General features: G+C 61.6%; 20 protein-coding genes. 6 read left to right on the forward strand and 14 right to left on the reverse strand.

Annotated features, from left to right (window positions below):
* Nucleotides 1-10: 10 nt before the first annotated feature.
* From cstA to entC, 6 genes are all read right to left on the reverse strand, one after another.
* The gene (gene cstA, locus SK58_RS17995; RefSeq protein ID WP_017694336.1) at nt 11-2,116 is read right to left on the reverse strand and encodes a pyruvate/proton symporter CstA; all 2,106 of its coding nucleotides are present in this window, start codon (nt 2,114-2,116) and stop codon (nt 11-13) included.
* A gap of 149 nt (nt 2,117-2,265) precedes the next feature.
* Nucleotides 2,266-2,679, reverse strand: coding sequence for a proofreading thioesterase EntH (gene entH / locus SK58_RS18000; protein ID WP_015571173.1), 414 nt, complete (start codon nt 2,677-2,679; stop codon nt 2,266-2,268).
* Entirely contained in the window at nt 2,679-3,431 is a 753-nt protein-coding gene (gene entA, locus SK58_RS18005) for a 2,3-dihydro-2,3-dihydroxybenzoate dehydrogenase EntA (protein ID WP_015571174.1), read from the reverse strand. The genes entH and entA overlap by 1 nt, the downstream gene beginning before the upstream one ends.
* Nucleotides 3,431-4,285, reverse strand: a complete 855-nt coding sequence (locus SK58_RS18010) for an isochorismatase (protein WP_015571175.1) — start codon at nt 4,283-4,285, stop codon at nt 3,431-3,433. Before SK58_RS18010 ends, entA begins: the two co-directional genes overlap by 1 nt.
* A 10-nt stretch (nt 4,286-4,295) precedes the next feature.
* Nucleotides 4,296-5,906: a (2,3-dihydroxybenzoyl)adenylate synthase EntE gene (entE, locus tag SK58_RS18015; protein WP_048220280.1), complete on the reverse strand. Its 1,611-nt coding sequence runs from the start codon at nt 5,904-5,906 to the stop codon at nt 4,296-4,298.
* Between the two features lie 9 nt (nt 5,907-5,915).
* Nucleotides 5,916-7,091, reverse strand: a complete 1,176-nt coding sequence (gene entC, locus SK58_RS18020; RefSeq protein WP_017382512.1) for an isochorismate synthase EntC — start codon at nt 7,089-7,091, stop codon at nt 5,916-5,918.
* Nucleotides 7,092-7,278: 187 nt separating this feature from the next.
* Between entC and fepB the strand changes: the two genes are divergently transcribed.
* Nucleotides 7,279-8,238, forward strand: coding sequence for a Fe2+-enterobactin ABC transporter substrate-binding protein (gene fepB, locus SK58_RS18025; protein ID WP_032103091.1), 960 nt, complete (start codon nt 7,279-7,281; stop codon nt 8,236-8,238).
* 77 nt (nt 8,239-8,315) lie between these two features.
* On the opposite strand, the gene entS is transcribed toward fepB, so the two are convergent.
* Nucleotides 8,316-9,542: an enterobactin transporter EntS gene (gene entS, locus SK58_RS18030; RefSeq protein WP_017382514.1), complete on the reverse strand. Its 1,227-nt coding sequence runs from the start codon at nt 9,540-9,542 to the stop codon at nt 8,316-8,318.
* Nucleotides 9,543-9,651: 109 nt separating this feature from the next.
* Here entS and fepD point away from each other — a divergent pair, with 109 nt between their 5' ends.
* The 3 genes from fepD to fepC are packed head-to-tail and all read left to right on the forward strand — an operon-like array spanning nt 9,652 to nt 12,436.
* Nucleotides 9,652-10,656, forward strand: a complete 1,005-nt coding sequence (gene fepD, locus SK58_RS18035; protein WP_017382515.1) for a Fe(3+)-siderophore ABC transporter permease — start codon at nt 9,652-9,654, stop codon at nt 10,654-10,656.
* Nucleotides 10,656-11,645 (forward strand): iron-enterobactin ABC transporter permease, encoded by a 990-nt coding sequence (gene fepG, locus SK58_RS18040; RefSeq protein WP_075262171.1) that lies wholly within the window; start codon nt 10,656-10,658, stop codon nt 11,643-11,645. The genes fepD and fepG overlap by 1 nt, the downstream gene beginning before the upstream one ends.
* Entirely contained in the window at nt 11,642-12,436 is a 795-nt protein-coding gene (gene fepC, locus SK58_RS18045; protein ID WP_032652926.1) for an iron-enterobactin ABC transporter ATP-binding protein, read from the forward strand. The genes fepG and fepC overlap by 4 nt, the downstream gene beginning before the upstream one ends.
* 82 nt (nt 12,437-12,518) lie before the next feature.
* Here fepC and entF read toward each other — a convergent pair whose 3' ends face one another.
* The 3 genes from entF to fes are packed head-to-tail and all read right to left on the reverse strand — an operon-like array spanning nt 12,519 to nt 17,795.
* A complete protein-coding gene (gene entF, locus SK58_RS18050) occupies nt 12,519-16,376 on the reverse strand; it encodes an enterobactin non-ribosomal peptide synthetase EntF (RefSeq protein WP_048220282.1) in 3,858 nt (1,285 codons plus the stop codon).
* Nucleotides 16,373-16,585 (reverse strand): MbtH family protein, encoded by a 213-nt coding sequence (locus SK58_RS18055; protein WP_015571182.1) that lies wholly within the window; start codon nt 16,583-16,585, stop codon nt 16,373-16,375. Before SK58_RS18055 ends, entF begins: the two co-directional genes overlap by 4 nt.
* Nucleotides 16,586-16,595: 10 nt before the next feature.
* Nucleotides 16,596-17,795, reverse strand: a complete 1,200-nt coding sequence (gene fes, locus SK58_RS18060; RefSeq protein WP_039271380.1) for an enterochelin esterase — start codon at nt 17,793-17,795, stop codon at nt 16,596-16,598.
* Between the two features lie 146 nt (nt 17,796-17,941).
* Here fes and SK58_RS18065 point away from each other — a divergent pair, with 146 nt between their 5' ends.
* Entirely contained in the window at nt 17,942-20,191 is a 2,250-nt protein-coding gene (locus tag SK58_RS18065) for a TonB-dependent siderophore receptor (RefSeq protein WP_015571183.1), read from the forward strand.
* Between the two features lie 62 nt (nt 20,192-20,253).
* Nucleotides 20,254-20,943 carry an enterobactin synthase subunit EntD gene (entD, locus tag SK58_RS18070; RefSeq protein WP_045142675.1) on the forward strand — a complete coding sequence of 230 codons (690 nt, stop codon included), beginning with the start codon at nt 20,254-20,256 and terminating at the stop codon, nt 20,941-20,943.
* Here entD and SK58_RS18075 read toward each other — a convergent pair.
* From SK58_RS18075 to SK58_RS18090, 4 genes are read right to left on the reverse strand one after another with little or no spacing between them, the layout of a single operon-like run.
* The gene (locus tag SK58_RS18075) at nt 20,879-21,718 is read right to left on the reverse strand and encodes a metal ABC transporter permease (RefSeq protein WP_017382522.1); all 840 of its coding nucleotides are present in this window, start codon (nt 21,716-21,718) and stop codon (nt 20,879-20,881) included. The genes entD and SK58_RS18075 overlap by 65 nt on opposite strands.
* On the reverse strand, nt 21,712-22,563 hold the full coding sequence (sitC, locus tag SK58_RS18080) for an iron/manganese ABC transporter permease subunit SitC (RefSeq protein WP_015571185.1): 852 nt from the start codon (nt 22,561-22,563) through the stop codon (nt 21,712-21,714). Before sitC ends, SK58_RS18075 begins: the two co-directional genes overlap by 7 nt.
* Complete coding sequence (gene sitB / locus SK58_RS18085) at nt 22,560-23,366, reverse strand: iron/manganese ABC transporter ATP-binding protein SitB (RefSeq protein WP_032647626.1); 807 nt, start codon at nt 23,364-23,366, stop codon at nt 22,560-22,562. The genes sitC and sitB overlap by 4 nt, the downstream gene beginning before the upstream one ends.
* Before the next feature lie 2 nt (nt 23,367-23,368).
* Nucleotides 23,369-24,280 (reverse strand): metal ABC transporter substrate-binding protein, encoded by a 912-nt coding sequence (locus tag SK58_RS18090; RefSeq protein ID WP_045337974.1) that lies wholly within the window; start codon nt 24,278-24,280, stop codon nt 23,369-23,371.
* Nucleotides 24,281-24,391 lie beyond the last annotated feature (111 nt).

Raw genomic sequence — 24,391 nt, forward strand, 5'->3', positions numbered from 1 at the left:
GGCACACGGGTTAATGCGCCCCTTTCGCCTGGGTGACAATCTCGTCCAGGTTCTCAGGCATTGGCTCATACGGCGTCTCTTTCGCCGTCGGTGTGTCGACTTTCAGCGCCGCCAGCGCGGTTTTCAGAGAATACAACGCCAGCACCACAACCACCACCATAAAGAAGATGGTCAGCCCGGCGTCCAGACGGTTGTTAAACACCAGCTGCGACAGCTGCGACTCGGTGTACTGCGCCGGGATCTTACCGCTGTCGATCATCGCCTGGAACTTGTTGGCGATCGCCAGGAAGCCCACCTTGTTGTCCGGGCTGAAGGCTTTCTGCCAGCCCGCGGTCAGGGTACAGATCAGCAGCCACGCCGTTGGCACCAGCGCCACCCATGCGTAACGCTGGCGCTTCATCTTGAACAGGACTACGGCACAGAGCATCAGGGCCATGCCCGCCAGCATCTGGTTGGCGATACCGAACAGCGGCCACAGGGTGTTAATCCCGCCGAGCGGATCGACCACGCCCTGATGCAGGAAGTAGCCCCACGCCAGCACGCACAGCGCCGTCGCCAGCAGGTTAGCCGGGAGTGAATCGGTACGCTTCAGGTTCGGGGAGATCACCCCCAGCAGATCCTGCAACATAAAGCGCGCCGCACGCGTACCGGCATCCACCGCCGTCAGAATAAACAGCGCCTCGAACAGAATGGCGAAGTGATACCAGAACGAGACATCCATCAGCCCGCCCAGCGCGCCGTGCAGAATGTAGGCCATGCCCACCGCCAGCGTTGGTGCCCCGCCTGCACGAGAGATAATCGACTGCTCGCCGACCTCATTAGCGATATGCGTCAACGTTTCAGGGGTAATCGCAAAGCCCCAGCCGCTGACCACCTGCGCGGCAGAGGCAACCACGTCAACGGTGCCGGCCGGTGCCAGTACCGCCATTGGGCTGTTCATCGCAAAGTAAACGCCCGGGTCAATAATACAGGCCGAAACCAGCGCCATAATCGCCACGAAGGATTCCATCAGCATGCCGCCGTAGCCAATCAGGCAGGCCTGATTTTCATTCGCCAGCATCTTCGGCGTGGTCCCGGAGGCAATCAGCGCGTGGAAGCCCGACACCGCCCCACAGGCGATGGTGATAAACAGGAACGGGAACAGGTTACCGGTCCAGACCGGGCCGGTGCCGTCAATAAATTTGGTCAGCGCAGGCATGGTCAGGGTCGGGCGCATAATCAGAATGCCGATCGCCAGCCCGACGATGGTGCCGATTTTCAGGAAGGTGGAGAGGTAGTCACGCGGGGCCAGCAGCAGCCATACCGGCAGCACCGCCGCCACGAAGCCATAGCCCACCAGCATCCAGGTCAGTTGCACGCCGGTGAAGTCGAAGAACGGCGCCCAGGTCGGGCTTTCCGCTACCCAGCCGCCGGAGATAATGGCAAACACCAGGAACACCAGGCCAATAACTGAAACTTCACCAATGCGCCCCGGACGCAGATAGCGGATATAGATCCCCATAAACAGCGCCAGCGGAATGGTGAAGGCGACGGTATAGGTTCCCCACGGGCTGTGGGTCAAGGCTTTCACAACGATCATCGCCAGCACCGCGAGGATGATCACCATGATCATAAAGGTCGCCACCAGCGCAATCACCCCGGCGGTTGCGCCCATCTCCTCTTTCACCAGCTCACCCAGCGAACGACCGTCGCGGCGGGTGGAGACGAACAGCACCATGAAGTCCTGCACCGCGCCCGCCAGCACCACCCCCGCGAGGATCCAGATCATCCCTGGCAGGTAGCCCATCTGCGCGGCCAGTACCGGCCCCACCAGCGGGCCTGCCCCGGCAATCGCCGCGAAATGGTGACCGAACAGCACTTTTTTATCGGTCGGCACGTAGTCCAGACCGTCGTTATGACGCACGGCTGGCGTCATGCGCGTGCCGTCTACGCCCAGCACCGTCTTCGCGATATAGCGGCCATAAAAACGGTATGCGATCAGATAAATGCAGACGGAGGCGACGACGATCCACAGCGCGTTGATCTGCTCCCCCCGGTTGAGGGCGATATAGCCCAGGGCAAAGGCTCCCACCACGGAGAGCACCGCCCACGTAAGGTATTTCCCTGAGTTGTTCATAGTTGTTGTCCGTTGTTGTGAAACAGTGAGATGTTACATTTTGTTTCTAGAACAACGGATAAAATTTAACAACTTTGAAACGCAATAATGCGTGGTCAAACCAGAGATTTACACCACAGTGTTAAGCCGATCACTTTCAGCTGAATGACTTACCCCAACACCATCGTACTCAACCGACAGGTACAGCACCGCCGCCCCTGCTCGTCGAACACCACGATCTCCCAGCTCTGACTGGAACGGCCCAGATGCAGCGGCTGACACACGCCGCGTACCTTACCGTGAGAGACCGCGCGGTGGTGCGTGGCATTCAGTTCCGTGCCCACCACGTTCTGCCCGTCACGGGTCATCAGAAAACCGGCCATTGAGCCCAGCGTTTCCGCCAGCGCCGCCGAGGCGCCGCCATGCAGCAGGCCAAACGGCTGGTGGGTGCGGGCATCCACCGGCATCTCTGCTTCCAGCGTATCGTCCCCGAGGCGGGTATAGACGATGCCAAGGTGCCCCACCATCGTATTCAGGCTGGTGGCGTTCAGCTCCTCGAGCGTTAAATGACGTTTCCAGATCATTACGCCCCCAGCGTGGAGCCGCCGTCCACCACGATATCCTGCAAGGTGATATGGCTGGCGGCATCGGATGCCAGGAACAGCACGGTCGCAGCAATCTCCTGTGGACGGGCAATTTTACCGAGCGGAATGCCGAGCTTGAACTGCTCGCCAAAGCCGCGAATGCGCCGCTGTTCCGCATCATCGCTGGTCCACAGGGTGCGCTGCATGTCGGTATCCGTTGAACCCGGCGACACCAGGTTACAGCGTACGCCGCTGCCCGCCAGCTCCAGCCCGACGGTCAGCGCCAGGCTTTTCAGCGCCGCTTTCGACGCGCCGTAGGCGCTCATGCCGATGCGCGGCGTGTGCGCCGCGTCAGAGGCCACCGTCACAATCGCCCCCCCCTGCTGATGACGGAACTGGCCCATCGTCTGCTGGAACAGGTTGAACGCGCCGCCGACGTTGACCGCAAAGGTCTGCTGCCAGTCCTCCTGGGAGAGCTGATCCGTCGCGCCCATACGCAGAATGCCCGCCGCGTTAACCAGCACATCGAGCCGCTCAAGGCTGCTGAGCAAACGCCCGCAGACGTCACTCGCCTGCGCCGCATCCGCCACGTCCAGCGTTTCGGTGGCAAACGGATATTCGCCGTGAGGGAAAGCCAGATCGAACCCGGTCACCTGCGCCCCGGCCTCCACAAATGCCAGCGCGGTCGCATAACCAATGCCCTTACCCGCGCCCGTCACCCAGACCGTTTTACCGGTGAAATCAAAAGCCATCACTTCACCTCGCGGGAGAGCAGCGCCCACCAGGCATCGAGGGTCGGATTTTTTGCCAGCATCACGAAATCAATGTCGCCGTGCACTTTGCGCCAGCGGGCGGCCAGCGCCATCATCCTCACTGAATCCAGACCGTAGTCGATCAGGTTTTCGTCATCCATCGGCTCGTCGGACTCGTCCAGCAGCGGCAGGATCAGCTCACGCAGCGCGGCTTTCGTTGTCGGAACGGACGGCAGCAGTTCGTCGGTCATCACCACGCGGCCCGAACGTCCTGCCACGTATTTCAGCGACATCAGGTGCTCGTCGCGGGTGAAATCCGCCAGCGCGTCGGCGATAAAGAACGGTTTGATGTCGCGCATAAAGGCGTCGGTGGCGGTGGTCATGCAGCCGATGTGGGCGTACACGCCGGTGATCAAAAGCTGGTTGCGCCCGGTCTCTTTAAGCATCTGCTCCAGCGGCGAGCGGTGAAACGCGCTGTAGCGCCACTTCACCAGCACGGTGTCCGCTTCGTCCGGGGTCAGCTCAGCGACGATGCGCTGCTGCTCCGGCGAGCGAGTCAGGCCCGGCCCCCACATATCGTTCAGCAGGGCGCGGTCTTCATCGCTCTGATCTTTCGGCTGCGCGGTGTAGTACACCGGAATATTGTGCTCTTTGCAGTACGCGCGCAGTTTAGCGATGTTCGCCACTACCTGCTGCATCATGTCGCTATTTTCGCCCCAGAAGTTCAGGAAGTACTCCTGCATATCGTGGATCAGCAGCGCGGCGCGCTCCGGTTCAAACGCCCAGTTCACTTTACTGGTCGGCAGTTCGGCGGCGGTTGGCAGCGCGTATGCGGTTAATTTTGGAATGGCCATTCTCTGTTCCTCAGCCCCGGGCGCGTTCAGCAAGCCACAGGCGCAACTGTTTCTTATCAACTTTGCCGACCGGCGTGAGCGGAAGCGCATCCACGCTCTCCACGCGGTCCGGCAGCTTAAATTCGGCGACGCCCTGCTCGCGCAGGAAGCGGCGCACCTCCACCGCGCGCAGGGGCTGTTTCATCACCAGGTACGCGCAGCTTTTTTCGCCCAGCAGGCTGTCTTCCATGCTCACCAGCGCGGCGTGGATCACCGCGTCGTGGCGCAGCAGCAGGTTTTCGATCTCTTCGGCGGCGATCTTCTCGCCACCGCGGTTGATCTGATCTTTCTCGCGCCCCTGCACGGTGATGTAACCCTGCTCATCGATGGCGATCAGATCGCCCGAGCAGTAGAAACCGTTGGCATCAAAGGCGCTGGCGTTGTGTTCCGGGCTATTGAAATAGCCGCGGAAGGTGTAAGGGCCGCGCGTCATCAGACGCCCGACTTCCCCGCGCGGCAGCGGGTTGCCGTCCTCGTCCGCCACCCACACTTCATCGTCCGGGCACATCGGGCGGCCCTGGGTATTGATGATGCGCTCCGGCGCATCGTCGAGGGCGGTGTAGTTCACCAGCCCTTCCGCCATGCCAAACACCTGCTGAAGCTGGCAGCCAATTTCCGCCGGAATACGTGCCGCAAGCGTGGCGGAGAGACGTGCGCCGCCTACCTGGAGCAGTTCAAGGGATTTCAGCTGGGCGTTCCCCGCGCCGTCGGCAATCGCCTGCAACCACAGGCTGACCGCGGGCGGCACCAGTGAGGTGACGTTTATCTGATGCTGCTCAATCAGCGGGAAGCAGAGCGTGGCGCTCGGATCGTTCGCCAGCACCACGCAGCCGCCCGCGGTGAAGACGCCTAACGATCCCGGCGAGCTCATGGCGTAGTTATGCGCCGCGGGAAGCGCGTTCAGATAGCGGGTGTGCGCAGTGATACCGCAGATTTCGTTGCTGCGACGGATGCTGTAGTCGTAGTCGTTGTGCGTACGCGGGATCAGCTTCGGCGTGCCGGTGCTGCCGCCGGAGAGCTGGAAGAACGCCACTTCGTCGGCGGGCGTCGGGTTCGGGATGAAATTGTCCGCCGGGCGTGCAATCGCCGCCTCCAGCGCGTGTTCGCCCTTATCGCCGCGTAGCAGCACAACGCGTACCGAGCGATGCGCATCCACAAAGGTATTGAGAAAATCATCACCCGCGAACAGCGTGTGGTCGCGGTCGGCAATCAGCACGGCGGGTTTGATCTGCTCCGCGTAGGCGTTGAGTTCGCTGCGCTGATGGCTAAAGAGCGCGTTGACCGGTGCGACGCCGATTTGCAGCAGCGCGAAGAAGGTGATGTAGAACTCGGCCACGTTGCCGAGCTGCACCAGCGCGGTCTCGCCGCGATGCAGCCCCTGCGCCTGAAGGACAGACGCCAGATTCGTCACCGCCTGATTAAACGCGCGGTAGGTGATGCGGCGATCGCCGTCAATTATCGCGACCGCATCGTTGTCCGCATGGTCCGTCAGGATGTGGGTCAGCGGCAGATCCTGCCAGTAGCCTTTTTCACGGTAGCGGCGGGCACAATCCTCAGGCCAGCGGGTAAAAGGGATGGTCATGAGTATTCCTTAGTGCAAACCAAACACGTTGAGCATGGTGGAGAGCTTCACGCCCGTCTCGCGCCACTCGCCCACCGGGGAGGAAGCAGGCACAATACCCGCGCCGGCAAACAGGCGAACGGTATTTTGATGCAGCCGCGCGCAGCGGATAGTTACCACCCACTCGCCGTTACCTTCGCTGTCGCACCAGCCGACGATGCCGCCGAACAGCTCACGATCGAACGGCTCCAGCTCGGCAATCAGCTCTTTTGCCGCCTGATGCGGGAAGCCGCTCAGCGCTGGCGTCGGGTGCAGCAGACAGGCCAGCGTCAGGGCGTTCTCGTTTTCACGCGCGTCACCTTCTACCGGCGTCGCCAGATGCCACAGCGTCGGGGTGGTGATGAGCTGCGGGGAAGCCGGCATGGTCAGATGATGGCTGCGCGGTTCCAGAATGGTTTTCATCGCCTGCGTTACCAGGTCGTGCTCGTGACGGTCTTTTTCGGAGGCCAGCAGCTTAGTGCCCGCTTCGCGATCCAGCACATCGTCCGGCTGACGGCGCGCAGAGCCCGCCAGCGGCAGCGAGCTAAAGTGCGCGCCCTCTTTACGCAGCAGCAGTTCCGGGCTGGCGCCCAGCAGCACGCCGCCGTCTTCCAGCGGTACGTGGAAGTTAAAGCTCGCCGGGTTCTGGGCGATAAGACGCTCCATCAGCGCGCTGCTATCAATCTGTTTGTCGGTGGCGATATCAATCAGGCGCGACAGCACCACCTTATTCACCTGCGGCGTGGCGGTGAGCGACGCGGCGCGGGCGACCATCTCCTCGAAAACCGGCTGCGGCGGGATCTCGGTGCGTTGTTGCACATTCAGCGTCTGCGCGCCGGAGGCGTAGCGTGCGGACTGCTGACGCGCCGGGCGAGAGAAGGTTTGCCAGCGTTGCGGAATAAACAGCGATGACGGTTTGCGGGTATCGAAGGGGATCGCCCCTACCATCACCGGATGGGCAATGCCGCTGTTTTTCGCATTCTGGAAAGCCTGAGCTAATTTCTGCTGAAAGGGGCCCGCCGGATCGTCACCGCCGACGGCGGGTTCAGAAAAACGGGCAAAACAGCCTGACGTGGTAAAACTGCGATAGGGCGACATAAAGAAAAAGCTGTCTGATTGCAGCGTGGTCGCGGTGTGCTGAAGGTCCTCAGCCAATGACGTATCCATATCATCCTCCTAAAATGATAAAAGCAGTAATAATGATTATCATTTATATTTTCGTCGGCTAACCTAATCCCACATCGCCCTGGTGTCAACCGCAGAGCAAACAACTTGTGCGACTAACGCTTGCATACCTTCCCCGCAATCATGAAAATGAGAAGCATTAACTTCAACAAAAACAGGATGCCGCTCTGTGAAACTCCCTGCCGTTTGCCGTAATGCCTTTCTTTTAACAGGACTTTTTGTTTTAGGACTAACCTCAGCGACGGCCGCCGACTGGCCGCGTCAGGTCACAGACAGCCGCGGCGTACATACGCTTGAGAGCAAACCGACGCGCATTGTCTCCACCAGCGTGACCCTAACCGGCTCCCTGCTGGCCATTGACGCCCCGGTTATTGCCAGCGGAGCCACCACGCCAAACAACCGCGTGGCGGATGCACAGGGCTTTTTACGTCAGTGGGGCGATATCGCGAAACAGCGTAAGGTTGCCCGGCTGTACATCGGCGAGCCGAGCGCCGAAGCGGTCGCGGCCCAGATGCCGGACCTGATTTTGATCAGCGCCACCGGCGGGGATTCCGCGCTGGCGCTCTACGATCAGCTTTCCGCCATCGCCCCGACGCTTATCATTAACTACGACGACAAAAGCTGGCAGGAACTGCTGACCCAGCTGGGGACGATCACCGGGCAGGAAACACAGGCCGCAGAGCGCATCGCTGCCTTCGATAAACAGCTCGCCCAGGTGAAGCAGCAGATGAAGCTGCCGCCGCAGCCGGTGAACGCCATCGTCTACACCGCCGCGGCGCACACGGCGAACCTGTGGACGACAGACTCGGCTCAGGGCAAGCTGCTGCACCAGCTGGGCTTCACGCTGGCGGCGTTACCTGATGGATTGCACACCTCGCAAAGCCAGGGCAAGCGTCACGACATTATTCAGCTGGGCGGGGAAAACCTGGCGACGGGGCTGAACGGCGAAGGGCTGTTCGTGTTTGCCGGCGACCAGAAAGACGTGGACGCGATTTACGCCAATCCGCTGCTGGCGCATCTGCCGTCGGTCAAGAACAAGCGCGTCTGGGCGCTGGGAACGGAGACGTTCCGCCTGGATTATTACAGCGCGTTGTTGGTGTTGCAGCGTTTGAATTCAATTTTTAAATAAGTGGCACGTTTCCCGTAGGCCCGGTAAGCGCAGCGCCACCGGGCGTTTTGTCGGGTGGCGGCTACGCCTTACCCGACCTACAGGTTCTGCCTGAACCGACGCAACTCCACCAAAACCGCCAATAAAATTACGCCAACCACGGCTAACACAAACCCGCTGCTGCTCGCCGACGCCACCGGGGTCATTATCGCCCCCAGCCCGCCGAGGATCGCTGCGCCAATCGCATCGCCCGTGACGTTCTGCGCCGTCCACAGGCCGTTAATGCGCCCGAGCATCCCTTCCGGCGTCTGGGTCTGGATCAGGGTGTACTGTAAAAGAGAGCTGACCGCGCTCAGCCAGCCAAAAATCACCAGACACATCACCCCCAGCGCCCACACCGGCATCAGGCTGAAGAAACCAATCGCGATAAACGAGGCCAGCGTCGCCACCAGCATGATTAACCCCGGTCTCGCGCTCTGCGCCAGATTTCCGCTGGTCAGCGCCCCGCACGCGGCGCCGAGCGGAATGGCGGCGTACAGCACCCCAATCTCTGAGGCGCTCATCTGCCACTCGCCCGCCAGCGCCGGGTACAACACGCGCACGGCGCTCGCCATCGTCAGCAGGCCGCCGAGCAGCGCAATGCCGCCAATCAGCGGGTTGCTGAACAGAAAACGAATCGCGGCCATCAGGGACTTCAGCGGATGCTCGCGCGGCTGCGGCGGCGGTGGCAGGAGCGGCAGACGCAGCAGCGTCAGGGTGGTGATAAAGGTTCCCGCCGCGGCAAGGCCGTAGTTCCACGCCACGTTGCCGGTCGCCAGCAGCAGGCCGCCGACCATCGGCGAAATCACCGATCCCAGACGCACGGTGAGCATGGTGATCGCCCCCGCCTGCATCAGGTTCTCGCGCCCGACCAGCGCGGGCGTGGCCGCCAGCAGCGCCGTCACGCCTAACGAGGCAAAAAAGCCGTCCCACAGGCCCAGGGCATAAATCGCCATCAGCGACGGCTCCGGCAGCATTGCGTTCAGACACAGCCCGACAAAGCCCACCCCGCAGGTGCCGCGCGCCAGCAGGATCAGTTTTTTACGCTCGTAGCGGTCCGCCAGCACGCCGCCCACCATCAGGCCGATAAACATCGCCCCGCCGGTTAAGGTGACGGATAACCCCACCAGCCAGCTGGAGTGGGTCATGGTCTGGATCTGTACCGGCACGGCGACCCCGAGCAGGCCGAGGGATAAAATGGAGATAAAGCGGGCGATAAAAACCGCTCGAAACGCCGGGTGCGTTTTCAGCAGGCTGAGGTTGAGCAGCCAGGATTTTTGATTCATGACAAGGCCTTGAGGTATCGGTCTACCATTTCCATGGGCGCACATGCTAACATAGCCAAATAAGATAGATAACGATAATTACTATCATTATCACATCATGGACGTTGCTATGTCGTTTTCCTCTTCCGCGGTGCGCGCCGTAGCCGTGCCCGTTTTATTGCTGCTGTTGATCCTTGCGATTGCACTCAGTTTGCTGGTTGGCGCGAAGCCGCTGCCCGCGTCCGTTATTGTCGATGCACTCTCCGGTACCTGCCAGAGCGCCGACTGCATTATCGTGCTCGACGCCCGGCTGCCCCGCACCCTTGCCGGCCTGCTGGCCGGTGGCGCACTCGGGCTTGCCGGTGCCCTGATGCAAACCCTCACCCGCAACCCGCTGGCGGACCCTGGCATTCTCGGCGTGAACTCTGGTGCCAGTTTCGCCATTGTGCTCGGCGCGGCGCTGTTTGGTTTCACCTCTCCGTCTGAACAGCTGGTGATGGCCTTCTGCGGCGCGCTGGCCGCCTCGCTGGTGGTGGCCTTTACCGGCAGCCAGGGCGGCGGACAGCTCAGCCCGGTACGTCTGACACTGGCGGGCGTGGCGCTCGCGGCGGTGCTGGAAGGCTTATCGAACGGCATCGCCCTGCTCAACCCGGACGTGTATGACCAGCTGCGCTTCTGGCAGGCCGGTTCGCTGGATATCCGTACCCTTGATACCCTGAAAGTGGTGGCATTCCCGGTGTTTATCTCTGCCGCCGTAGCGCTGTGTTTAAGCCGGGCGCTCAACAGCCTGAGCCTCGGCAGCGACACCGCGACCGCCCTCGGCAACCGCGTGGCGCGCACGCAGCTGACGGGCCTGCTTGTCATCACCGTGCTGTGCGGCAGCGCGACCGCCGTCGTCGGGCCGATTGCCTTTATCGGCCTGATGATGCCGCACATGGCGCGCTGGCTGGTGGGGGCGGATCACCGCTGGTCACTGCCGGTCACGCTGCTGGCGACCCCTGCCCTGCTGCTGTTTGCCGACGTACTGGGCCGCCTGCTGGTGCCGGGTGAATTGCGCGTCTCGGTGGTCAGCGCCTTTATCGGCGCGCCGGTGCTGATCTTCCTGGTACGACGCAGACGCGGGGGTGGCGCATGATGGCCCCGTCCCGTCGATTACTCACCAGCGTCGCCCTGCTGGTCGTCGCCAGTCTGCTGCTGGCGGTCTGGAGCCTGCAAAGCGGTGCCGTAACGCTTGATTTCGCGCAGGTCTTTCACGCTCTCACCGGCAGCGCGCCACGTAACATCACCATGGTGGTCACCGAATGGCGACTGCCGCGTGTGGCGATGGCGATCCTGGTTGGCGCAGCGCTTGGCGTCAGCGGCGCAATATTCCAGTCGCTGATGCGTAACCCCCTCGGCAGCCCGGACGTGATGGGCCTGAATACCGGCGCGTGGAGCGGCGTGCTGGTGGCGATGGTGCTGTTCGGGCAGCATCTCATGGCCATTACCTTTACGGCGATGGCGGGCGGCATTCTCACCTCCCTGCTTATCTGGGCCCTGACCTGGCGCAACGGCATCGACACCTTCCGCCTGATCATCATCGGGATCGGCATCCGCGCGATGCTGATGGCGTTTAACACCTGGCTTCTGCTACAGGCGTCGCTGGAAACCGCACTCTCCGCCGGGCTGTGGTACGCCGGTTCCCTCAACGGTCTGACGTGGGGAAAAACCTGGCCCGCCGCGCCGCTGATTATCCTGATGTTTATTGGCGCGCTGCTGCTGGTCAGGCGCATGCGGCTGCTGGAGATGGGCGACGACAGCGCCTGCGCGCTGGGCGTGAGCGTAGAGCGCTCGCGCCTGATGCTGATGCTGGTGGCGGTCTTGCTGACCGCAGCGTCTACCGCCATCGCCGGGCCGATCTCGTTTATTGCCCTTGTCGCGCCGCATATCGCGCGGCGACTTAGCGGCACCGCGCGCTGGGGATTAACCCAGGCAGCGCTGTGCGGCGCAGTATTACTGCTGGCCGCCGATCTCTGCGCTCAGCGGCTGTTTACGCCTTATCAACTGCCGGTGGGCGTGGTGACCGTCAGCCTCGGCGGGATTTACCTCATCGTCTTGCTCGTTCAGGAGTCACGCAAGAAATGACAGATTCAACACCCCGCTTGCGCGGCGAAAACTTGACCCTCGGCTACGGTAAAAAAATCATTGCCCGGGACTTATCCGTTGCCATTCCGGACGGCCACTTCACCGCCATTATCGGGCCAAACGGCTGCGGCAAATCGACATTGCTGCGCACGCTGAGCCGCCTGATGTCGCCGGTTGAGGGCAGCGTGTTCCTCGACGGGGAGCAGATCCAGCGCTTCGCCAGCAAAGAGGTGGCGCGCCGAATTGGGCTGCTGGCGCAAAACGCCACCACGCCGGGGGATATTACCGTGCAGGAGCTGGTCTCCCGCGGGCGCTACCCGCACCAGCCGCTGTTTACCCGCTGGCGCAAGGAGGACGACGAGGCCGTGAAGCGCGCGATGCAGGCGACGGGCATCACCGATCTGGCCCAGCAAAGCGTCGATACCCTCTCCGGCGGACAGCGCCAGCGCGCGTGGATCGCGATGGTGCTGGCGCAGGAGACCTCCATCATGCTGCTGGACGAGCCGACGACCTGGCTGGATATCAGCCATCAGATTGACCTGCTGGAACTGCTGAGCGAACTGAACCGTACGCAGGGGTACACCCTGGCGGCAGTGCTGCACGACTTAAACCAGGCGTGCCGCTACGCGACGCATCTGATTGCGTTGCGCGACGGCGAGATTGTGGCGCAGGGCGCGCCGAAAGAGATTGTGACGCCGGATCTGATCGCGCGGATCTACGGCATGCGCTGCATGATTATTGAGGATCCGGTGGCGGGTACGCCGTTGGTGGTGCCGTTGGGTCGGCGGTAATTGCCGGGTGGCGGCTACGCCTTACCCGGCCTACATTTCGCTCCCGTAGGCCCGGTAAGCGCAGCGCCACCGGGCATTTGCACTATCCAAAAATTTCCTTCAGTACCGGCCCAATCTTTTCAAACGCCTGCGGTGAAATGATATCCACGTGGGCGCAGTCCTGGCTGTACACCTCCTGCTCACCCACCCACGGTGCCCACGCGGCCTGCGGATCCAGGGTTCGCGTTCGCTCGGCGACAAACAGCGTCGCTTTACCGTCAAACCGCGCGCTGTGCGCCGTGGTGAGCAGCCGCACCGCGTCCGCATAGTTGCCTTCAATGGCGTTAAACAACTCGCTGGAGCCCTGCCCCTGCTGGGCAGCGATAAACGCCTGGCGTTCGCGCTCAATTTCCGCCAGCACCTCCGGATCGAGGCCGTTGGCCTCTTTCTCCGCCCAGTTCTGGGTTTCCGGCGGCCAGGTATCCAGCAGGCCGAGGAACGCTACGTCTTCACCCTGCTCGCGCAGACGCGCCGCAATGCCCTGCGCCAGCGTGCCGCCGAGGGAATAGCCGAACAGATAATACGGCCCCTGCGGCTGTTGCTTACGCAACGTGTTCAGATGATGTTCGATCACCGCATCAAGATCCGCACACTGCTGCATCGGCCCCTCAGGCCGGGGAGACTGAATGCCGACGATTGACCAGCGCGGGCTGAGGTAGCGCGCCAGGACGCTAAACTGCCATGCAAAGCCGGACGCCGGATGGAAGCAGAACAGCGTGGGGCCGTTGCTTTCACGCAGCGGGAGAACGGTTTCATACCCCAGACGCTGCGCCTGCTCGTCGCTCATCTGCGAGTCCAGCAGGGCGCTAAGCTTGCTCACCGTCGAGGCGACCATAATCTGCCCCGGCGTGACCTTGCGGCTGAACGCACGGCTGAGCTGAGCCGCAAGGCGCATCGCCAGCAGCGAGTGGCCGCCGAGGGCAAAGAAATCGGCCTCGATATCGTTCACCGCGCAGCCCAGCAGGGCAGAAAACGCCTGCGCCACGGTGACTTCAGTTTGCGTCTCGGGCGCGCGACCGGAAGTTTTGCTGGTCAGCTCCGGCAGCGGCAGCGCCTTGCGATCCAGCTTGCCGTTGGCGCTTAACGGCAGCGCGCTGATTTGCAGCAGCACCACCGGCACCATATGCGGCGGCAGCTGGGCTTTGAGTGATGCAAGCAGCGCGTCGCGATCCAGCGGTAAGCCGGATTCAGAGACAACGTATCCCACCAGCTGGCGGGCATCGCCGCCCGTAGCAGCCGCCTGGTTGAACACGCAGGCGTGCGCCACCGCCTGGGCCACATCCGGCAGCGCGAGCATCGCCCGGTCGATTTCGCCCAGCTCGATGCGCTGGCCGCGGATTTTCAGCTGATCGTCGCTGCGGCCCAGATATTCCACCGCGCCGTTGTCCAGCCAGCGGGCAACGTCCCCGGTGCGGTACATTCGCTCGCCGGGGGCAAACGGATCGGCGATAAAGCGGCTGGCGGTAAGGTCGGGGCGTCCCAGATACCCCTGCGCCAGCTGGATGCCGGTGAGATAGAGATCCCCCGCCACGCCGAACGGCACCGGGCGCATCATCGCGTCCAGAATGCGCAGCCCCGTATTCCACACCGGGAAGCCAATTGGCACGCTGTTGCCCTCCACCGCCGCCAGCTCGGGGCCAAACGCCGGATACCAGCTGACGTCCACCGCCGCTTCGGTCGGGCCATAGAGGTTGTGCAGCGGCGCATGGGTGAGCTGTTCCCACTCGCGACACAGCGCAGTCGGCAACGCCTCGCCGCTACAGAACACCTGCTTCAGCGTCCTGCAACAGTCGACGTTTTCCGGCGTCAGCGAGGCGACGAACGCCGCCAGCATCGACGGCACGAAGTGGGTGGTGGTCACGCCGTACTGCGCGAAGAAACTCTGCATTGCCTGCGGATCGCGGTGCGCGTCCGGCTCGGCCATCACCAGCTTCGCCCCGGCGATAAACGGCCACCAGAACTCCCACACCGACACGTCAAAGCTGCACGGCGTTTTCTGCGCCACCACGTCATGCGCCGCCAGTGGATAATGATCCTGCATCCACTTCAGGCGGTTAACGATGGCGGTATGGCCGACCATCACCCCTTTTGGACGCCCCGTCGAACCGGAGGTAAATATGATGTACGCGGTCTGCTCCGGCTTCGCCAGTCGCAGAGGTTCAGCATCGGTGGCCGGTAATAGTGTGTTGTAACTAAAGGTGGCGATCGGCAGATCGTTAAAGCGCGGAAGCTGCTCGTCGGTGGTAATGAGCAGCGACGGCTTCGCGTCCTCCAGCATCATCCGCAGACGGTCATCCGGGTAACCGGTATCCAGCGGCAGCCAGGCGGCGCCTGCTTCAACAATCCCGTGCAGCGCCAGGGTCAGGAACACCGAGCGCGGGAGCGCCACCGCCACGCTGTCGCCCGGCTTCACGCCGCGCGCGCGCAGCAGGTTTGCCAGCGCGACCACCTGCTCGCGCAGCTGGCGGTAGTTCAGTTCAGTATGGGCATCCGCCAGCGCGGGGGCGTCCGGCGTTTTGCTCGCCTGCTCCGCCACCAGATCCGCCAGCGTGGTAGACGGCAGCGCCAGCCCGGTATCGTTGATGCGCGCCAGCCGGGCGTATTCCTGCTCTGATACGGTTTCCACGTCGCCACAGCGCAGGTCCGGATTGGCGGCAAACTGCGTCAGCATTGCGTTCAGGCGCGCCGCGTGCCCCTTCAGCGTCGCCTCGTCGTAACGCTGCCCGTTGGCGAGGATCTCAATGCTCAGTCCGCCCTGCTCGTCCGGGAACAGCGCCAGCTCGAGATCGTTCACCGGGCCGGTTGCCAGCGTGTGGGTGATGGCCTCCACGCCGTCGATATTCAGCTGATAATCGAACACCTTGACGTTCAGCACCGGACCAAACAGGGCTTCATCGCCTGCGGCACGTCCGCTGTCGCGCACGATCTGCTCGGCGTCGTAACGCTGATGGCGGCGCATTTTTTTCAGCTGATTAGCCAGTCGCAGCGCCAGCGCGGGCAGGCTCTCCTGCGCGTCGATATTGACCGCCAGCGGCAGCACGTTCAGCACCGGCCCGGTCGCAGTGAGCGCCGCGGAACCCATGCGGCGCATAAAAATAAACCCGGCGGCGTAGTCCAGCCGTCCGGTGAGACGGCCCAGCCACAGCGCCACCAGCGCAAGGGCCAGATCGGTACGCTGCGCCTGGTCTGCCTTCTGTGCAAGCTGGCTGAACGCACGGCCGTCCATCGCAATTTTCAGGCGCAGGATATCGGTGGTGGCGGCGCGTCCCGGCAGCGGCACGGAAGAGAGCGAGACCGGAGAAGGAAGCTGTTTGCGTTGTTCGGCCCAGAAAGCACCGTCGCGCTGATACGCCTCGCTGTCGCGATAGCGCTGATACTCCTCCACCACCTCGGCGAACGGGGTGAACGGCGAGGCCGGCGTGGATTCACCTTTCTGCCACGCAGCGTAAATGGCGGCGATCTGACGGGTAATAGCAGGGAAGCTGAAGCCATCTACCACCAGATGATGATACCGCTGATACCAGTACCAGTGGCTTTCTCCCACCTGGATCAGCTGGTGAAACGCCAGCGGCTGACCGCTGTCGACGCGCAGGTTCTGGTTGAGATCGGCCTCCATCAGCGCCACGGCGGCGTCGTGGGAGTCAACGCGCACGATGGACGGCTCCGGCAGGAGCATGGCCTCATCGATCCACTGCCACACCTCACCGTTATCTTCGGCAAAACGCATCCGCAGGGTGTCGGCCTGCATCATGCCTTCAGCGATGGCTTTTGCCAGCAATGGCGCATCGATAGCGCCTTTCAGCTCGGTGTAGTGCGCGACGCTCCAGGCGTTTGGCAGGGAGGAAAGCTGCTCTGCCATCCAGATCCCCGGCTGGGCGGCGACAAGAGGGAGACGGTTCATGCGCGCTCCCCCGCAAAACATGACGGCTCAAGCGTCTGCCACTGTTCCGCCAGCCACTGCTGGCACGCCTCCTGAGATTGCGGTTCGCAGACCACGCGCCAGCCCGCGGGCAACTCGCACTGCTGCGGCCACAGGCTGTACTGCCCCTGGTCATTTTGCAAAATGGCGAACTGTCCCTGCGGATTATCGAAAGGATTGCTGAATTCCATACAGACTCCGTTATTGAATAAGCGGCTGCCAGAGGGTCATCAGCCCCTGCGTCAGCCCACCGCGCCAGCAAAGCGCATCGTGTCCGCCGTCAACCTGACGCCAGAAAACCGGTTGCTGAGTGTGTAGTTCGGCGAGGATCGCCTGGTTTGCGCGCAAAATAAGCGGCTCGTTGCGCCCGGCCTCAAGGACGATGCGCAGCCCGCGAGCGGTTTTGTCACCCGCTTTGAGTTGTTCGATGAGCAGCCCGTCCTGCTGCGCGCCGCGGTGCGGCCACCAGTAGGATCCGGACTGGCTGAGGATGCAGCCAAAACGCTGCGGCCAGTTGAGGCCCGCATAGAGGGAAGAGAGCCCGCCGAAGCTCTGACCCGCCACCACGGTATGGTCGGCGCGGTCGCTGAACGGGGCCATGCTTTTCACCTGCGGGAGAAGTTCGTCCTGCACCGCCAGCCAGAAATCAGGGTTACACGGCAGCTCGCGGCTGCGGTGTGCGGAGTCAATCACGTCGATTAAGACATAGACCGCAGGCGGCAGTTTGCCTTCATGGGTGAGCGACGCCAGCGCAGGCCAGACGGGCATGCTTTCGGCCCAGAACTGCCCGTCGAGCAGCACCGCCAGCGGGCGCTCGGGGCTTTCATCCCCGGTGGTAAAAATCCACACGCGGCGACGGTTCTTCAGACGCGCGCTGTGCCACTCAATGCAGACAGGCTTTTTGTAAGGGGTATCGGGATGGTTCCAGCCGGGCTGTACGGGCGCCTCCGGCATCTCCAGCGCCGAGACTGCGTGCCCGCGCCCGCCGCGCCAGCTCTGGGCGTTCAGCGGGTCGGACACCGCGTGCGGCAACAGTTTGCGCCAGCCTTCGCGCAGCGCCATGCGGTCCGGCTGATCGCCTTCAAACACTGCGCTGGCAAAATCGTTTTCATTGTCGGAGGGGATAAAACAGTAGCTGCCGCGCCATTCGGGGCTGAACTCGCCCTGCCACTGCCAGACGTCGGTATCCGGGATACGTTCAAGGGACTGCGGACGGGCATTTTGATGGTGATCGGTCACACCGGTGACGTAGAGCCAGACGCGTTTAACCGTCGACGTTTTCTGCGTTCCCGCCGGGTCCCGCCACCAGAATGTCACGCGATAGTTTTCCTGATGACGTTCCCGTTCCGGCCCGTCTTTCGCCTGCCACCACGCTTCACTTCCGGTTGTTAACGCCGTCACCCTTATAACCCCATGTTTAACAGTCTTTTTTGTTTCAGAGCAAATTTTATTGATAATATTATTGATAACTATTTGCATTTGCAATAGCGTAATGCCCGCGCTGTGGGAAGCGCGCTCATTAAATAACCATAAAAGCGGGACGTACAATGAATAAGAAGATTCACTCTCTGGCCTTGCTGGTCAATTTAGGGATTTATGGTGTCGCGCTGCCCGTCATGGCAGACGACAACACCGCCTCCGCGCAGCATGAAGACACCATGGTGATCACCGCCGCCGAGCAGAATTTGCAGGCGCCGGGCGTGTCGACCATCACCGCCGACGAGATCCGCAAAAACCCGCCCGCGCGCGACGTGGCGGAAATCATCCGCACCATGCCGGGCGTTAACCTGACCGGCAACTCCACCAGCGGCCAGCGCGGGAATAACCGTCAGATTGACATTCGCGGCATGGGCCCGGAAAACACCCTGATCCTGATCGACGGCAAGCCGGTCACCAGCCGCAACTCCATCCGTCTGGGCTGGCGCGGCGAGCGTGATACCCGCGGCGATACCGGCTGGGTCCCGCCGGAGATGATCGAGCGCATCGAAGTGATCCGTGGCCCGGCTGCTGCCCGCTACGGTAACGGTGCGGCGGGCGGCGTGGTGAACATCATCACCAAAAAATTTGACGACCAGTGGCACGGCTCCTGGAACACCTACCTGAATGCGCCAGAGCATAAAGACGAAGGTTCCACCAAACGCACTAACTTCAGCCTGAGCGGCCCGCTGGGCGGGGATTTCAGCTTCCGCATGTACGGTAACCTGGATAAAACCCAGGCCGACGCCTGGGACATTAACCAGGGCCATCAGTCTGACCGTACCGGCGCATATGCCGACACGCTGCCGGCAGGCCGTGAAGGGGTCGAGAATAAAGACATCAACGGCGTGGTGCGCTGGGACTTTGCGCCTATGCAGTCCCTGGAGTTTGAGGCGGGATACAGCCGCCAGAACAACCTTTACGCGGGCGATACCCAGAATACCAACAACGACAACAGCTCAAGCGGGCTGGTGAAGAAGAACTACGGTAAAGAGACTAACCGTATCTATCGTCAGAACTTCGCCGTGACCTGGAACGGCGGCTGGGATAACGGCATCACCACCAGCAACTGGGCGCAGTACGAGCACACCCGCAACTCGCGTCTGGGCGAAGGCCTGGCGGGCGGTCTGGAAGGCCTGTTCAACAGCAATAAATTCACCGATACCGACCTGGCCGACGTGATGCTGCACAGCGAAATCAACCTGCCGATTGATTTCATTGTGAATCAAAACCTGACGCTCGGCACCGAGTGGAACCAGCAGCGCATGAAGGACTCGACCTCCTTCACGCAAACCCAGCAGGGCGGCACCATTCCGGGCATGAGCGAAGACCGTAGCCCGTACACTTCAGCGGAGATCTTCTCCCTGTTTGCCGAAAACAACATGGAGCTGACCGACAGCACCATGCTGACCCCTGCCCTGCGCTTCGACCACCACACCATTGTGGGTAATAACTGGAGCCCGTCCCTGAACCTGTCGCAGGGTCTGGGGGATGACTTCACCCTGAAGATGGGCATCGCGCGCGCCTATAAAGCGCCAAGCCTGTATCAGACCAACCCGAACTACCTGCTGTACAGTAAAGGCCAGGGCTGCTACGCCAGTTCCGACGGCGTGGGCTGCTACATGATGGGTAACGACGATCTGAAAGCGGAGACCAGCATCAACAAAGAGATTGGTCTGGAGTGGAAACGCGATGGCTGGCTGGCGGGTGTGACCTGGTTCCGCAACGACTACCGCAACAAGATTGAAGCGGGCTACGCGCCGATTGGCCAGACGTCCACCGGCAAAGTCACCACCGATATCTACCAGTGGGAAAACGTGCCGAAGGCGGTAGTAGAAGGTCTGGAAGGCTCCCTGAACGTGCCGGTCAGCGACACCATCAACTGGACCAACAACATCACCTACATGCTGCAAAGCAAGAACAAGGAGACCGGCGATCGTCTGTCGATCATCCCGGAGTATACGCTGAACTCTACCCTGAGCTGGCAGGTACGTCAGGATGTCTCATTGCAGTCGACCTTCACCTGGTATGGCAAGCAGCAGCCGAAGAAGTACAACTACAAAGGTCAGCCTGTGACAGGGTCTGAGAAAGACGAAGTCAGCCCGTACAGCATCGTTGGCCTGAGTGCGACCTGGGACGTGACCAAAAACGTCAGCCTGACCGGCGGCGTGGACAACGTCTTCGACAAGCGCCAGTGGCGCGCCGGTAACGCCCAGACCACGGGTAATACCACGACGGGTGCGTATATGTACGGTGCGGGTGCGTATACGTATAATGAACCGGGCCGTACCTGGTATATGAGCGTGAATACGCGTTTTTAAGGCACTGAAGTCAATCCTTCCCTCTCCCCTCCGGGGAGAGGGTCAGGGTGAGGGGAAAAACCATGCACACCACCCACAGCACATTTTCTCTCGCCGGCCACACCCTCCACCGCATCACTTTCGACCCCGCCACCTTTACCGACGCCGATCTCCTCTGGCTCCCCCATCACGCGCAGCTTGCTGACGCCGGACGCAAACGCAAGGCCGACCACCTGGCAGGCCGCATCGCCGCCGCGCACGCCTTACCTGACCACACCATGCCCGCCATCGGCCCCAGCGGGGAACCGCTCTGGCCGCAAGGTATTTCCGGCAGCATCACCCACAGCGGCACGCAGGCGATAGCCGTCGTCACGCAATACCCGGCGCTTATCGGCATCGATTGTGAAACGATCCTCTTCGAAAACGAAGCCAGGGAAATCAAAGACGGCATTATTGATACGCAGGAAGAACCTGTGCTTTCCCGCCAGGGATACCCGTTCGCCCTCGCCCTGACGCTGGTCTTCAGCGCCAAAGAGAGCCTGTTTAAGGCCCTCTTTCCGCAGGTACAAGCCTGGATGGGTTTTGACAGCGCCCGCGTTACCATTCTCGACGATAAGACGCTCACGCTGGCGTTGACCCGTCAACTGGCAGGCTTTGAAGAAGGCACCGCCTTCCGCCTGCACTGGCAGCAGCACGGTGAACAGGTCATCACCCTGCTGTCACACGCTCCTGGCGACGAGCCTTCACGCTGGTCACCACAAACGTCACGATAAACACCATCGCGAACAGGACCACAATGGTCGGCGCAGGCGCGCTGTCGAGATAAAACGAGGCATAAACGCCGCTTACCGACACCAGCGCTGAAACGGCGACCGCCACCAGCAGCGCCATGTGAAAGCGTCGGGTAATCAACACCGCCACGGCGCCGGGCGCAATCAGCAGGGAAATCGACAGAATGATCCCCACCGCTTTCAGCGTCGCAACGATGGTCAGCGAAACCATGCACAGTAAGCCGTAGTGCAGCCAGCGGGTGCGCAGGCCACTCGCCTGCGCCTGCTGATAGTCAAAGCAGAACAGCAGAAAATCGCGCCACTTCAGGCCAATCACCAGCGCAATCAGCCCCGCGACGAGACCGCTTTGCAGAATGTCCATCCCGTTAATACCCAACATATCGCCGAACAGAATGTGGTCGAGATGCACCTCAGGTTTGACGGCGATATAGAGGATCAGCCCGGCGCCGAACATGCCGGAAAAGACGATCCCCATGACCGTATCCTGTTTGATGCGACTGTTATCCTTCAGATATCCGGTGGCGACCGCGCAGAAAAGACCGGCCACGAACGCGCCCAGCGCCAGCGGCAGGCCCATCATCCAGGCCAGCACGACGCCGGGAAACACCGCGTGGCTCATGGCGTCGCCCATCAGCGCCCAGCCTTTCAGCACCAGAAAAACCGACAGCAGCGCGCAGGGCACGGCCACCAGGAGTGAAATCAGCAGCGCGTTGTTCATAAACGCAAACTGGAACGGTTCGAGAAGCAGCGTCAGCATGGGTGTGCCTCCCGCGCCCGACGGCGGCTGGCAAGCAGCCCGTGCTTCGGCGCAAAGACGAACGCCAGCAGGAACAGCAGTGTCTGGGCCACGACGATAATGCCGCCGGTGGCGCCGTCCAGGTAATAGCTGGCCCACGCGCCGAGGAAGCTGGTGATGCTGCCAATGGCGACGGCAATCATCAGCAGGCGCGGGAAGCGGTCGGTCAGCAGCCACGCGGTCGCGCCGGGCGTGACCACCAGACAGATCACCAGAAATGCGCCGACGGTTTGCAGCGCCGCCACGGTAGAGACCGCCAGCAGCGTGAAGAAGAGAATTTTCAGGCGTTCAGGACGCAGGCCGATGGCGCGGGCGTGGTTCTCATCAAAAAAGGTCACCATCAGATCTTTCCATTTGAACAGCAGGATAACTATCGACACCACGCCGATAATCGCCAGCTGGACGATATCTTCCGGGGCGATAGCCAGAATATTGCCGAGGACGATGGTCTGAATGTTCACCGAGGTCGGGTTGAGCGAGACCATAAACAGCCCCAGCCCGAAAAACGAGGAGAAGATCAGCCCGATAATGGCGTCCTCCTTCAGGCGGCTGCGCTGGTTGAGAAACAGCATGCTGCCCGCCGCCAGCCCGCCCGATAAAAATGCCCCCAGCGAGAACGGCAGCCCGAGCATGTAGGCCCCCGCTACGCCCGGCACGATGGAGTGCGACAGCGCATCGCCGATCAGCGACCAGCCTTTGAGCATCAGATAGCAGGAGAGAAACGCGCATAGCCCGCCCACCATCGCCGAGACCCACATCGCGTTGAGCATGTACTCGTAGCCGAAGGGTTCGAGAAGCACGTTCATTTGGCCTCCTGACGGTGCGTGACGAAGGGGCGTTCGTCGTCGGTAATAATGCGATCTTCCGAGCCGCTGAGCACCACGTGGCGCAGCACGCCGCTAAAGGCGCGCTCGAGATTCTCGGCGGTAAAGGTGGTTTCCGTCGGGCCGCTCGCCAGCACGGTGCCTTTGACCATCACCGTGTAATCGCAGAATTCCGTGACCGAGCCCAGGTTATGGGTCGAGACCAGCATCGTTTTGCCCTCGTCGCGCAGCTCCCGCAGCAGGCTGATGATCCTGGCTTCGGTTTTGACGTCCACGCCGGTAAACGGCTCGTCGAGCAGGATCACCTCGCCCTGCTGGGCAATCGCCCGCGCCAGAAACACGCGCTTCTTCTGCCCGCCGGACAGCTCGCCAATCTGCCGATGGCGCAGCTCGAGCATATCTACACGCTTCAGGGCGTCGGTGACGATCTGCTTATCGCATTCTTTGGGACGACGCAGAAACCCCATATGCCCGTAGCGGCCCATCATCACCACGTCCTCGACGAGCACCGGAAACGACCAGTCGACCTCTTCCGACTGCGGCACGTAGGCGACCAGGTTCTGACGCAGCGCCCGGTGAGGCGGCAGCCCCAGAATGGAGATAGTGCCGCTCGCCGCCCGCACAAACCCCATCACCGCCTTAAACAGCGTGGACTTGCCGGAACCGTTCACCCCCACCAGGGCGGCAATCGATCCGCCCGGCACGCTGAACGATGCGTCGCGCAGCGCCGTGTGGCCGTTGCGGTAGGTCACGGTCACGTCGGTTACAACAATCCCCTTCTGCATGGTTACTCCTTCATGCCGTCACGGATGCCCTGCACCAGCGTGCGGGTGGTGACGTTCAGCAGATCGATATAGGTCGGCACCGGGCCGTTTTCCGCGCTCAGAGAGTCGACGTACAGCACGCCGCCATAGTGGGCGCCGGTTTCACGCGCCACCTGACGGGCGGGCTTATCCGAGACCGTGCTTTCGCTAAACACCGCCGGAATGTGATGTTTTTTCACCAGATCGATAACCTTGCGCACCTGCTGGGGCGTGCCCTGCTGATCGGCGTTGATCGGCCACAGGTAAAGCTCTTTCATCCCCAGATCCCGCGCCAGATAGGAGAAGGCACCTTCGCTGGTCACCATCCAGCGTTTGTCTTCCGGTATCTCCGCGACCTGCTTGCGCAGTGGTTCGAGAGTGGCGGTGATCGTCTGCTTGTAGGCTTCCGCATTGCGCTGGTAGGTCTGTGCGTTGGCCGGATCGTACTTCACCAGCGCGTCGCGGATGTTATCGACGTAAATCAGGGCGTTGTCCGGCGACATCCACGCGTGCGGATTGGGCTTGCCGTTATAGGGCCCTTCGCTGATGCCCATCGGGGTGATGCCTTTGGTGACAATCACCTCCGGCACGCCGTTCAGATGCTGATAAAAGCGCTGGAACCACAGCTCCAGATTCATGCCGTTCGCCAGGATCAGCTGTGCCTTCTGCGCGCGTTTGATATCGCCCGGGGTGGGCTGGTATTCGTGAATTTCCGCGCCCGGTTTGGTGATGGAGGTGACCTCAGCGGCATCCCCCGCCACGTTTTTCACCATATCAGCAATAACGGTAAAAGTGGTGATGACCTGGAACTTTTCAGCCGCCAGCGCGCCGGTAGTAGTCGCGGTCATGAGCAGCGCGCCGAGCAACAAACGCTTCAATCCTTGCCGTGGATGCATCGCAGAAGTCTCCTGAGGTGATTAAATTCAAAGCAAAATTAGCCTGTGCTATAAGGTATAGCACAGGCTATGTTTAAATGAAAATAATTATCATTAAAGTTATGTCAACCT

The organism is Enterobacter sp. BIDMC93 (genome assembly GCF_001037805.1).
GTDB classification, from domain to species: domain Bacteria; phylum Pseudomonadota; class Gammaproteobacteria; order Enterobacterales; family Enterobacteriaceae; genus Enterobacter; species Enterobacter hormaechei_C.

Coding starts and splice junctions, on each gene's coding strand:
- cstA (WP_017694336.1), bottom strand. CDS start 2,116: ATGAACAACTCAGGGAAATACCTTACGTGGGCGGTGCTCTCCGTGGTG.
- entH (WP_015571173.1), bottom strand. CDS start 2,679: ATGATCTGGAAACGTCATTTAACGCTCGAGGAGCTGAACGCCACCAGC.
- entA (WP_015571174.1), bottom strand. CDS start 3,431: ATGGCTTTTGATTTCACCGGTAAAACGGTCTGGGTGACGGGCGCGGGT.
- SK58_RS18010 (WP_015571175.1), bottom strand. CDS start 4,285: ATGGCCATTCCAAAATTAACCGCATACGCGCTGCCAACCGCCGCCGAA.
- entE (WP_048220280.1), bottom strand. CDS start 5,906: ATGACCATCCCTTTTACCCGCTGGCCTGAGGATTGTGCCCGCCGCTAC.
- entC (WP_017382512.1), bottom strand. CDS start 7,091: ATGGATACGTCATTGGCTGAGGACCTTCAGCACACCGCGACCACGCTG.
- entS (WP_017382514.1), bottom strand. CDS start 9,542: ATGAATCAAAAATCCTGGCTGCTCAACCTCAGCCTGCTGAAAACGCAC.
- fepD (WP_017382515.1), top strand. CDS start 9,652: ATGTCGTTTTCCTCTTCCGCGGTGCGCGCCGTAGCCGTGCCCGTTTTA.
- fepG (WP_075262171.1), top strand. CDS start 10,656: ATGGCCCCGTCCCGTCGATTACTCACCAGCGTCGCCCTGCTGGTCGTC.
- fepC (WP_032652926.1), top strand. CDS start 11,642: ATGACAGATTCAACACCCCGCTTGCGCGGCGAAAACTTGACCCTCGGC.
- entF (WP_048220282.1), bottom strand. CDS start 16,376: ATGAACCGTCTCCCTCTTGTCGCCGCCCAGCCGGGGATCTGGATGGCA.
- SK58_RS18055 (WP_015571182.1), bottom strand. CDS start 16,585: ATGGAATTCAGCAATCCTTTCGATAATCCGCAGGGACAGTTCGCCATT.
- SK58_RS18065 (WP_015571183.1), top strand. CDS start 17,942: ATGAATAAGAAGATTCACTCTCTGGCCTTGCTGGTCAATTTAGGGATT.
- entD (WP_045142675.1), top strand. CDS start 20,254: ATGCACACCACCCACAGCACATTTTCTCTCGCCGGCCACACCCTCCAC.
- SK58_RS18075 (WP_017382522.1), bottom strand. CDS start 21,718: ATGCTGACGCTGCTTCTCGAACCGTTCCAGTTTGCGTTTATGAACAAC.
- sitC (WP_015571185.1), bottom strand. CDS start 22,563: ATGAACGTGCTTCTCGAACCCTTCGGCTACGAGTACATGCTCAACGCG.
- sitB (WP_032647626.1), bottom strand. CDS start 23,366: ATGCAGAAGGGGATTGTTGTAACCGACGTGACCGTGACCTACCGCAAC.
- SK58_RS18090 (WP_045337974.1), bottom strand. CDS start 24,280: ATGCATCCACGGCAAGGATTGAAGCGTTTGTTGCTCGGCGCGCTGCTC.